Annotated in this window: 8 protein-coding genes; 2 read left to right on the plus strand and 6 right to left on the minus strand. The window is 47.3% G+C overall.

The features are described 5' to 3' along the window. Positions 1-55 precede the first annotated feature (55 nt). From A0G03_RS16605 to licT, 5 genes are all read right to left on the minus strand, one after another. Entirely contained in the window at positions 56-1,246 is a 1,191-nt protein-coding gene (locus tag A0G03_RS16605) for an esterase (RefSeq protein WP_189315203.1), read from the minus strand. A gap of 86 nt (positions 1,247-1,332) precedes the next feature. Continuing rightward, the gene (locus tag A0G03_RS16610; protein ID WP_048259737.1) at positions 1,333-2,973 is read right to left on the minus strand and encodes a carbohydrate porin; all 1,641 of its coding nucleotides are present in this window, start codon (positions 2,971-2,973) and stop codon (positions 1,333-1,335) included. 256 nt (positions 2,974-3,229) lie between these two features. After that, positions 3,230-4,624 carry a glycoside hydrolase family 1 protein gene (locus A0G03_RS16615; protein ID WP_048259736.1) on the minus strand — a complete coding sequence of 465 codons (1,395 nt, stop codon included), beginning with the start codon at positions 4,622-4,624 and terminating at the stop codon, positions 3,230-3,232. A 35-nt stretch (positions 4,625-4,659) separates the two neighbouring features. Further along, positions 4,660-6,561 carry a PTS beta-glucoside transporter subunit IIABC gene (gene bglF / locus A0G03_RS16620; RefSeq protein WP_048259735.1) on the minus strand — a complete coding sequence of 634 codons (1,902 nt, stop codon included), beginning with the start codon at positions 6,559-6,561 and terminating at the stop codon, positions 4,660-4,662. A gap of 308 nt (positions 6,562-6,869) precedes the next feature. Then, a complete protein-coding gene (gene licT / locus A0G03_RS16625) occupies positions 6,870-7,733 on the minus strand; it encodes a BglG family transcription antiterminator LicT (protein WP_048259734.1) in 864 nt (287 codons plus the stop codon). Positions 7,734-8,378: 645 nt separating this feature from the next. On the opposite strand from licT, the gene pykF reads away from it, so the two are divergent. Together pykF and A0G03_RS16640 are read left to right on the plus strand one after the other, a co-directional pair. After that, entirely contained in the window at positions 8,379-9,791 is a 1,413-nt protein-coding gene (gene pykF / locus A0G03_RS16635; protein WP_048259733.1) for a pyruvate kinase PykF, read from the plus strand. A gap of 313 nt (positions 9,792-10,104) precedes the next feature. Then, complete coding sequence (locus A0G03_RS16640) at positions 10,105-10,341, plus strand: major outer membrane lipoprotein (RefSeq protein ID WP_005970385.1); 237 nt, start codon at positions 10,105-10,107, stop codon at positions 10,339-10,341. Between the two features lie 191 nt (positions 10,342-10,532). On the opposite strand, the gene A0G03_RS16645 is transcribed toward A0G03_RS16640, so the two are convergent. Next, positions 10,533-11,555, minus strand: a complete 1,023-nt coding sequence (locus A0G03_RS16645; RefSeq protein ID WP_048259732.1) for a L,D-transpeptidase family protein — start codon at positions 11,553-11,555, stop codon at positions 10,533-10,535. Positions 11,556-11,891: the final 336 nt, after the last annotated feature.

An 11,891-nucleotide genomic window follows, 5' to 3' on the forward strand; every position in this document is an offset into this window, starting at 1 on the left:
TCAGGCTGCCCAGAGAACGCGGGCACGCGACGACTCTGCCCGCAGCACGCAAACGCTATTTAAAAAGCTTCTGAACAAATTCGCTGTAGGCCGGTCGCCAAACATCCATCTCATGGCCGAGGTTAGGATAGTGGGTATAGTCAAACCGGATATTTTTCTGCTCTAACACCGTTTTCAAACCCGCAATATCCTTACCGGTGATGTTATCGGTTTCGCCAATCACCACCGTGAAGTTCTTCAGTTGCTGATTAATCTGCTCAGGTCGCTCAAGCTGCGCGGCAACGGCCGTGTTTGGCACCGTTTCGGTAGTGACGCCGCTGAACGTTGCCAGCCAACCAAAATGATCCAGGTGGCTCATACCCGATACCAGCGCCTGATACCCCCCCTGAGACAACCCAGCCAGCGCCCTGCCGTTTGCATCCTGACGAACATTAAAGCGTTTGCCGATCTCGGGGATAATGTCATGAATAAGTTCTCGGTCCGCGGCTAAGGCATTGCGCGGATAGAACACCTTGCGTCGCTCCTGCGGTGGGTATTCTTCCGGGATAATCCCAGGAACGTCGGTTTCCGTATCAGGTATGACGACCAGCATCGGTTCAATTTTTTTCTCTGCCAGCAGGTTATCCATCATCTGCGGTATCCGCCCCTGTACTACGGCAGACGCCCCCGTATCGCCAAAGCCATGATAGAAATAGAGCACGGGTAACGGTTTTGACGATTCGCTATAGCCCGGTGGCGTCCAGACATACATCTGACGCTCTGATTTCAACGCGTTGGAGTGGTAGGTCAGTGTTCTCAGTTCACCATGCGGAATCTGGCGTATATCCAGAATGCTCCCCGGCACCAGAATCAGGCTGGTGTTCACCTGACGCTGCGGTTTGGTAAACGCCGTACCGGTATCAATGGTGCGAAAACCATCCACGCTGAAGAAATATTCATACAGATTCGGTACCTGCACTGGCGTTTTAAACGACCACACACCTGCTTCATCTTTTGTCATCGCATAGGACACGATGCTATCGGGTGTCGAACCGGTAAAAACACTGACCTGCTTCGCCGTTGGCGCAAACAGGCGGAAAGTAATGCTGCTGTCCGCGTTAACCGCCGTAACATACTGGCTCACGGGGGCCGTTGCCGCTGGCATAACAGGAAAGTCAGCCGGTAGCGCAGACGCATTGATAGCAAGGCCTGACAGAACGCCCAGCGTTAATAATGATAAAGAGATTTTCTTCATGTTCATTCGCATAATCCCATCCCAACGATTACGTAATCGAGTCTGTTTTTGCTAAATGTGACGGCACTGCGGTAGCGGTGCCGTCGTGATGACAGGTATTACCACCAGACTTCCGCCTGAACACCCAAGGAGAATTGATCGCTCTTGCTGTCGTTAAATGTGGCCTGACTGATATCGTTATCTTCAATTTTCAGGTAAGAACCATAAAATCGAATCTCTGGACGAGAATTCAAGATACTCGTGTCAACTTTAAGCGCATGGTACAGCGTAGTTTTATAACCGGATTCATGGTAATTCACACCGTTCGTTTTATTGGTTTGGTTAAAATACGCCAATTCTACGCCGGTCTGATTGAATTTATCCCAAATATAGGCGGGACGAAGTACGGCACGGATGCTATCAAAGTCAGTATTTGCACTGGTATCATAACTGTAGATATCGTTACCTTTTGAATAGACCAGCGCATTGGCCATAATGACATCATCACGCAAATACATTTCTCCTTGCGAGATCACGCGGAAGGCATTACCTGAATGGTTGCCATAGTAGTCACCATTACGGCTATACGTCGGGTTAGCATCAGATATATTAGCAAAACCGCTGGCAATAGAATTACTCGCACCTTGCACGGTAAATTCATTAAATCCACCGTTATACAACCCTTGACGTAAAATGACACCAGCAGTCCAAGCATCCTTCAACTTATAAGACAAACCATCGTTTTCGTCATTATTCTGTACATTGCTTTTATTGGCTTGTGCATATTTACCAATCAGAGACAATGTTGCATCATCCCACAGCGGAATACCTTTATAGCGGATATCAACCGCATTCGTATTGACCTGATTTTTATCCTTCTTCGGATCATTATATACGAATCGGCGCGCGTTAACGTCTTCACGGTTCAAAGAGACATCAAGTTTACCCACGCCTAACTGCCAGTTCTCAATACCTACACCGCCTGCCGCTTCTGAACGATGACTTTTCCAGTCCAGCATCTGAATTTCATAGACTGGCAGGGTATTTTTACCTACCCAAAAATCAGCCTCTGGGGCGAATGGTAAGAACCCTTTTGTATTGACGTACATCTGGGAGAATTGCAGTTTATTTTCATTATCGGCGTCTTCGCCAAACCAGGCGCTGTTGTACTGCATACCCACGTTACCATCCAATTGGATAACGGCGTCGACACGTTTATTCCCTTCTGCATAAACTTTTTGGCTCAGTATGAGATCAAACCAACCACTGTGCTCATTACCAAAACGCCCTAATGAACCAATCGCATACGATTTTGGTGCGCCATGATCGGCCGTTGCCCATCCAGAACGGAAATACCCTGTATAGCTAAAGCCAATATCATCCTTAACGAACTTGCTCACCTCAGCTAACGTTAATGGCTTTTGTGGTGCACTCATAACATCATCAGCCGTATTTGCGACTGGTTGAGCGACTGGCGCAAGAACAACCTGATTAACCGATGGCGAGCCAGAAGAAGCAACGACCAGCGGTTTATCCTTTGCCACCGAGTTTGCTGCCAAGCGTGCTTTATTTTCTGCGTTCGTCTTATATTCACGAAACTCTTTTTTGGTTGACTGCAATTCAGCTTTATTTACTGCCAGTTCTTTCTCCAATAGTTCCAATCTTTCTTCTACGGTCAATTTTGCGGCCATAGCACCATTAGACAAAAACACTGACGACATCAGTAATACCATCATCTTTACAGGGAATTTTTTACGCATGATTATTATCCGAGTAGGGTACGTTATTAGATTTAAAACGAAGCCATTCCGACGCCAGCCGATGGTTCGTCTATTTATAAAAAGCTTTTTTGTAAAACCCAAATGATCGTTTCTATAATTTAATGGCTAGCCGCGCCCTCCTGTTTCATTTTATTCTCCTGCCATCTTTCCCATGGGTAGTAAAAAATAGAGTTCGCATTCATTCCGGTTCTTCTTTCTGAGAATGAATGCGTAAATAACGTATCGATATGCTGGTTTATTTCAACGCTTCACCATTAGAGGAAATAACTTCTTTATACCAGTGGAAACTTTTCTTACGTCGGCGCTCTAACGTACCGTTGCCTTCATCATCGCGATCGACATAGATGAAGCCGTAGCGTTTCGACATTTCGGCTTTTGAGGCGCTAACCAGATCGATAGGCCCCCAACAGGTATAACCCATCACCTCAACGCCATCTTCCAGCGCTTCACCCACTTGATACAGGTGATCGTTCAGATATTTGATGCGATAGTCATCGTTAATGCTGCCATCACTCTCAAGTTTGTCTTTGGCACCCAAACCATTTTCCACAATGAACAGCGGTTTTTGATAGCGGTCATAAAGATAGTTCAGGATATAGCGCAGCCCTTCTGGGTCGATCTGCCAACCCCATTCGGAGCTTTCCAAATGCGGATTCGGCACCATATTCAGGATATTGCCACGGGCTTTCTGGTTCACTTCTTCATCGGTGGTCACACAACCCGTCATGTAGTAACTGAAAGAGATGAAATCGATGGTTTCCTTCAGAGACTGACGATCGTCTTCCGTTACCGACAGCGTAATGCCGTGCTCTGCGAAGAAACGTTTCATGTACGCCGGGTAGTATCCTCTGGTTTGTACATCACCGAAGAACAACCAGTCGCGGTTCTGCTGCATCGTTTCCATTACATCCGCAGGCTTGCAGGTTAATGGATAGAACATGGAACCCAGCATCATATTGCCGATTTTGGCATCAGGGATGATTTCATGGCACGCCTTCACCGCTTTAGCGCTGGCAACGAGCTGGTGATGAATCGCCTGATAAATATCCTGCTTACTACTCTCAGTAGGTAAACCAATACCTGTAAATGGTGCATGTAATGCGCAGTTAATTTCGTTAAACGTCAGCCAGTATTTCACTTTGTCTTTATAGCGCTGGAATACCGTGCGGGCATAGCGCTCGAAGAACGTAATCGTTTCACGGCTCCCCCAGCCGCCGTAATTCTTCACCAGACCGTACGGCATTTCATAGTGGGACAGCGTCACCAGCGGTTGAATGCCATACTTTGCCATTTCATCAAACAGGCGATCGTAAAATGCCAGCCCTGCCTCATTCGGCTGGGTTTCATCGCCCTGCGGGAAAATGCGCGTCCAGGCAATTGAGGTTCTCAGGCATTTGAAACCCATTTCAGCAAAAAGCGCGATATCTTCGGGATAGCGGTGATAAAAATCGATCGCGGTGTCTTTAGTTACACTGTCGCCCGGCGTACGCATGACGATCTCGCCGAAAATACCTTGTGGCTGTAAATCGGACGTTGATAGCCCCTTGCCGTCCGTTAAATACGCGCCTTCAACCTGATTGGCTGCAATCGCGCCTCCCCACAAGAATTCTTTCGGAAACTGATGGCTCATTTTTTCTCCTCCCAATTGGGTCGTAAATGTCAATTTCAGCGGATTAACGTCAACAGTGCGCCCTGTTCCTGCACGGTGTTTCCGGCAGTAGGCAGAACATCAACGTAATTTTCGCTATTCGTGATAATGACGGGCGTTGTCGTGTCATAACCGGCTTTTTCGATCGCCTGATAATCAAACTCCACCAGAAGATCGCCCTGTTTCACAACATCGCCGGTCTTAATGTGTGCGGTGAAATGCTGACCATCCAACTTCACCGTATCGATACCGACATGGATGAGCACCTCGGCACCGTCTTCCGATTCGAGGCCAATGGCATGATTGGTCTTAAACAGCGACGCAACCGTGCCATTGACAGGCGAAACCACACGCCCAGCCAGCGGTTTAATCGCGATACCTTTTCCCATTAATCCACTTGCAAACGTTTCATCACCGACCTGTTCAAGCGGCAGCACCGTTCCCTCGATCGGGCTGTTTATCGCTTGTTTACGCGTTGCATCGCTCTGGTTCTGCGTGGCTTGCGGTGCCGCAGTAGCCGCATTTACTGCTGTCGTATTTTCTTGCGACGGAATCCCAAAGGCCCAGGTAGCTACCGCAGCGAAGGTAAAGGCGATTGCCGTACCAATAATGGCGGCCCAGACCGTGTTATCGACACCTGTCGGTGGGATAACCTGAGTAAAGGTGAAGATGCTCGGGAAGCCGAAGGAATAAATGGTGGTATGGAAATACCCCAGAATTGCGGCTCCCATTGCGCCACCAACACAGCCAAAGATGAAAGGACGTTTCAGCGGCAGCGTAACGCCATACACCGCAGGTTCCGTAATACCAAAGATTGCTGCGGAGAAAGCCGAACCGGAAATACCTTTTAACTTCATGTCACGAGTGCGCAGCAATACGCCCAGCACCGCACCCGCCTGCCCTAATACCGCCGGAACCAGAAGAGGCATCATGGTGTCGTGTCCCAACACGCTGAGATTGTTGATCATCAATGGCGTTAACCCCCAGTGAAGACCAAAAATAACAAACACCTGCCACAGCGCCCCCATCAGCGCGCCCGCAATCATGGAGTTCAACCCATAAATCAGTTGGTAACCGCTAGCCAGCATGTGCCCAAGCCAGGTTGCAGCCGGGCCAATCAGCAGGAACGTGACGGGAACAGTGATACAGAGGCAGAACAACGGCGTGAAGAAATTACGGATATTAATATGCAAGATGGCATTCAGCGGCCTTTCCAGACGTGAAGCCAGCCAGGCCGAGAAAATAATCGGAATAACCGAGGAGGCATAATTAATGAAGGTAATCGGAATGCCGAGGAAATAAAGCTGTTGATAACCGGCGTTCTGCATCGCACCAAATTCAGCAATCATTGATGGATGAACTAGCGTTGCGCCAATCACCATGGTAACGAATGGATTGCCGCCAAATTTTTTCCCTGCGGTATAACCTAAAACAATAGGGAAGAAAAAGAAGAGTGCGTCGCTTGCGGCGAATAACACTTTATATGTTCCACTAGTTTCAACCATCCAACCACAGGCCAGACTGAGTGCCAAGAAACCTTTTAAAATACCGGAGGCCGCCATCACGCCAATTAATGGCGTAAATATTCCAGAAATAATATCGATGAAGCGAGAGAAAATATTTCCTTTTTTCTCATCCTCTCCCCCATTATTTTCGGCATCACTTTGGTCGGTCAATCCAGAAACATTCAGTAAACTGCGATACACATCACTAACGTGATTGCCTACGACGACCTGAAATTGCCCGCCACTTTCAACCACCATGATCACGCCTGGATTATTCTTCAGCGCAGCGGCATCCGCCTTTTTGCTGTCTTTTAGTTTAAAACGCAGTCTGGTTGCACAGTGCATCACGCTAATGACGTTGCTACGTCCACCGACACCATCGAGTATCTCACTTGCTAATGCTTTGTATTCCATCGTCTATCCTTAAATACTTAACAGACATATATATCAATATGTTATGTTTACCAGATCTGTTTGAGACAAAAAAAAACCTAAATCGCTTTTCCCAATAAACATTGAGAAAACGATTTAGGTTTTGCCTGCCCGTCTAGCCTGACAGTAACAATCCTGATTCTTTGTCAGCGCGACTTATGCGCCAACAATAAAAACGTACTTCATCTGATAATTTACTTTCCACATACTCTATTCTTTCACTTTCATCGTAAGCAAGGCATTTATCTTGCTACGCTGCTATTTTGTGACGAAAAGCAAATTAGCAGAAATTATTCTCCATCACCTGGTTCTATTTTCTCCAAACCTTCCGTTCGCACACGCTCAATATGAATCGTTAAGAACATTAATTCTTCTTTTGTTAACGTGTAAGCATACTTTTGAACAATATGTGCCTGTATTTTTTCTGCGCAGCGATAAGACAGTTGATATCTTTCCTTTACCACATCATGCAGTGATTCATCATCACTAAATACGGTACTCTTCCCTATTAATCGTTGCGCAAAAAATTTTAAATGCGTAACAAAACGATGATAGCTTAACGCTTGCTCGTTATAATCCAGATTGAGCTGATATTTTACGATATTCAGTATTTCCTGCATGATTTTGGTAATTTGCAAGACTTCTGGCATTTCGCTGTCGAGTTGCGCATTCACCAAATGCAGTGCAATAAACCCAGCCTCATCTTCCGGTAACCGTACGGACAAACGCTGCTCAATAATATCCAGCGCTTCCATCCCTACAGCAAATTCCTTTGGATACAGGCGCTTTATTTCCCATAACAGCACATTGCGGATATCCACGCCTTGCTTGTGGCGCTCTATCGCAAAATGGCAGTGATCCGTTAAAGAGATGTAGACGCTGTTTTGCAGTTTCCCGGGCAACCGCGCTTTTGCCAGCAAAATGATCTTGTCTGCCGTTGTGATGACATCCATCGGAATTTCTGACAGCAGCTCTTGTAGGCGCGAGGTCAGTTCTCCTGATTTCATCACAAAAACACGTTCAATCAGCGTTTCATCCAGCAGATCGCCAGAGTGCTTTTTGAAGCCCAGCCCGCGTCCCATCACAACCGACTCATTATTGTTTTCGTCGATTACGGTGACGACATTATTGTTGAGTATTTTGGCAATCTTCATTTTTCAAACCCTGGAAACAAAAAAACCAGACACCCGTAACAAGAACGAGCATCTGGTTTTGCCTGCTTACGCAGTAACAATCCGCAATGGTTGGTAAACTACCATCTGCATTCATCTTCTCAAGGAGCATGACACAAAAACGTGATACGGATCGATAGAAAAGCATGTCGCTTACACGCACTTTCTTTATTTATTGTCGGCTGTTACAAGAATCAACAACTTGCCATCACCCGCCGCAATAGCGTATTTCTACGGCGGATTTTTTAGGCAGTTGCGCAACAAAGTTAGGTAAAAAACCCAAATCGCTCAGTTTTTTGCGTAAACGTGACAAAATCTTCAATTTCATACCTTTTGCCACCTTGTTTCTCGTCGCTTAATAACTATAATACGAAACGTCGTTTCAATTGAATGGTTTCAGCTAAACAACGTGCCACTATCAATAATATTATTATCAACGGCATCGCCAACGCGCCCCTCCGCTAATCTCATGCGGCGAGCAGTTGCGCACTTCATTACCCATTCGCTACGACCATCTATACTTACCTCTTTTACACTGTTTCCTCACTCATTCTTTCCAGCGGCTTGTCCCAGAACGCCACTGGTTCACTCGTTTTTTTATCCATCACAACTTGTAGAAACTATCGTATGAAAAAGACAAAAATTGTTTGTACCATCGGGCCGAAAACAGAGTCAGAAGAAATGCTTGGCAACCTGCTGTCTGCCGGCATGAATGTTATGCGCCTGAACTTCTCTCACGGGGATTACGCAGAACATGGCCAACGCATCAAGAACCTGCGTGCCGTCATGGAAAAAACTGGTCAGCAAGCTGCTATCCTGCTTGACACCAAAGGCCCAGAAATCCGCACCATGAAGCTGGAAAACGGCGCTGACGTAACGCTGACCGCCGGTCAAGCGTTCACGTTCACCACCGATCAAAGCATCGTGGGTAACAAAGATCGCGTCGCAGTCACTTACGCTGGATTCACCGAAGACCTCAGCGTGGGTGACACGGTTCTGGTTGATGACGGCTTGATCGGTATGCAGGTTACAGCCGTCAGCGGTAGCGACGTCGTGTGTAAAGTGCTGAACAATGGCGATCTGGGCGAGAACAAAGGCGTTAACCTGCCAGGCGTTTCCATCCAGTTGCCTGCTCTGGCTGAAAAAGACAAACGTGACCTGATTTTCGGTTGCGAACAAGGCGTCGATTTCGTTGCTGCTTCCTTTATCCGTAAACGTTCCGACGTTGAAGAAATTCGCGCACACCTGAAAGCACATGGTGGCGAGCACATCCAGATCATCTCCAAAATCGAAAATCAGGAAGGTCTGAACAATTTCGACGAAATTCTGGAAGCATCTGACGGCATCATGGTTGCTCGTGGCGACTTGGGCGTTGAGATCCCGGTTGAAGAAGTGATCTTCGCACAGAAAATGATGATCGAAAAATGTAACCTGGCACGCAAAGTGGTTATCACCGCGACGCAAATGCTGGATTCAATGATCAAAAACCCACGTCCTACCCGCGCTGAAGCTGGCGACGTGGCGAACGCCATCATCGACGGCACCGATGCCGTTATGCTGTCTGGCGAAAGTGCGAAAGGTAAATACCCGCTGGAATCCGTTACCATTATGGCGACGATCTGTCAGCGTACCGATTCCGTGATGAAAAGCCGTCTGGATACCATTAAGACTCCTCCAGTTCTGCGTATCACTGAAGCCGTCTGCCGTGGCGCGGTAGAAACTGCAGAGAAACTGGATGCACCGCTGATTGTGGTTGCGACCAGTGGCGGTAAGTCTGCCAAATCTATCCGCAAATACTTCCCGAATGCCCGCATTCTGGCGCTGACGACAAATGAAGTCACTGCGCGTCAGCTTCTGCTGAGCAAAGGCATTGATACGCTGCTGGTGAAAGAAATCGCCTCTACCGATGATTTCTACCGCCTCGGTAAAGAAGCGGCGCTGAAGACCGGTCATGCGCAAGCAGGTGATGTTGTGGTGATGGTATCTGGTGCACTGGTTTCCAGCGGCACAACCAACACCGCTTCCGTACATCGTCTCTGATCCCCACTATCAGATCGGTAAAAAGCGCCTTAATGGCGCTTTTTTTATATTCTGAAACGACTTTCTACAGTGCGATAACCTAATTAATGCGTTTGCGTAACACGCCTTTTTAATAGCCAAAGCCTCAGAGTTATCCGATAAAAATAGCGCTGTTTTCCTTACTTTTTTAATTAATAGGTAAAACTCGCTGTTTCTTTGAGCGAACGATCGAAATTAAGCATGTTCTCATCAAAAATTTATTCTCATTAGAAAAAAGTTTGTGTAATACTTGTAACGCTACATGGAGATTAACTCAATCTAGAGGGTATTAATAATGAATCGTACTAAACTGGTACTGGGCGCGGTAATCCTGGGTTCTACTCTGCTTGCTGGTTGTTCAAGCAATGCTAAAATTGATCAGCTGTCTTCTGACGTTCAGACTCTGAACGCTAAAGTTGACCAACTGAGCAACGACGTGAACGCAATCCGCTCTGACGTACAAGCTGCTAAAGATGACGCAGCTCGTGCTAACCAGCGTCTGGACAACCAAGTTCGTACTTACAAAAAGTAATCGAGCTGGTTAAGTAGTGAAAATGGCGCACAGTGTGCGCCATTTTTTTTGCCTTTGTTCTGTCAGCAGTTCTGTTCCATCAACCTTCGCATTCATCCCTTTTACACGTTGTCTGCCGTCACTATCTTTCCATCCGATCCTTGAACCAGCACAGATGCGCCTGAGACGCACCTGACCGGTTTATTTCATGATTAACGAGAGGTAGTGCTGATGGCGGTGATTGGCGCAACCTGATGCGTCTTAGGCGTTTCTGGAGACGACTCTACCGGTGGTTGGTAGGTATTGATATCCTGCCCTACGCTAACCACAATCGGCATGCCGGAACGACGTACAATCGCATCAGAAACGGCTTTACTGTCCGTCTCCGCATCCTTAACAAACTTCTGTGTCTTCGCCGTCAACGGAATCGTCATGGTTTGTGGATCGTCCTTATCGGTCTTCGACAAAGGCTGATGCACTTCAACATAGCGTTTACCGTCCGGTTCAACGGAGGTTTTAATCGCATCATTAAGAATCTGCACACGCGTACCTACTGGTACGTTATCAAACAACGCCTTGATATCATCTGGGCGCAGACGGATACAGCCGGAGCTTACGCGCATGCCGATACCGAAGTCCGCGTTTGTGCCATGCAGCAAATAAACGCCGCCGTGCGCTGACAGACGCAATGCATGTAGCCCCATCGGGTTATCCGGGCCAGCCGGAACGACCGCAGGCAGCTTAATGCCCTGTTCTTCGAGATAGTGCTTACGGATGTTCGCCGTTGGCGTCCAGGTTGGATTCTCACGTTTCTCGCTCACGCTGGTCGTCATCAGTGGCGTATTGCGCCCCAGTTGACCAATGCCGATCGGGTAAACGATGACGGTGTTTTTCCCTTTCGGGTAGTAGTAGAGGCGTAATTCCGCCAGATTGACCACGATGCCTTCACGCGGGGTGTCCGGCAGCAGCATTTGCGTCGGGATCGTGAGAGTAGAACCCGGTGTCGGCAGGTAAGGATCCGCGCCAGGATTTGCTTCCAGCATGCCCAGTAAACCAATCTTGAAATCTGCCGCGATGGCTTCCAGCGGACGACCGTCATTAGGAACGGTATAAGCGATGTTCTCGCCGATAAGGCGACTATTGGGTGGCGGTAGCGGATATTCCGTCGCTCTAGCGGCGGTGCTGGCCAGGTATGCTGCGAAGGCCATACCAAGTAAAGTTAACGCGCGTTTCATATTAGGTTCCCTACAATCAATAACATCTGGCTGTGTACCCAGAATGCAGTATCCGGCTATACCTCTTGATCTGGTGTCAATGCGGCTATTGGTGCCTCTTTCCACCGAACGTGGGTACATATTAGCATTATTGTAACAAAAGAATATTTGATTTAAAAATCAAAGCATTGATATTCAATTCTTTACAAAACAGAGTCAGCATAAAATTTAACGGGAAATAAATATACGGGACGAATTCTGAAATATCAGCGAGTTAATAAATGAACCGAAAAACAATAACGTGCCGTTGGTAAAAATCAGTAAATGAAAAAAACAAAAAAGCGCTGGACGTTTTTT

Origin of the sequence: Pectobacterium peruviense (assembly GCF_002847345.1) — a bacterium.
Taxonomy (GTDB): Bacteria; Pseudomonadota; Gammaproteobacteria; order Enterobacterales; family Enterobacteriaceae; genus Pectobacterium; species Pectobacterium peruviense.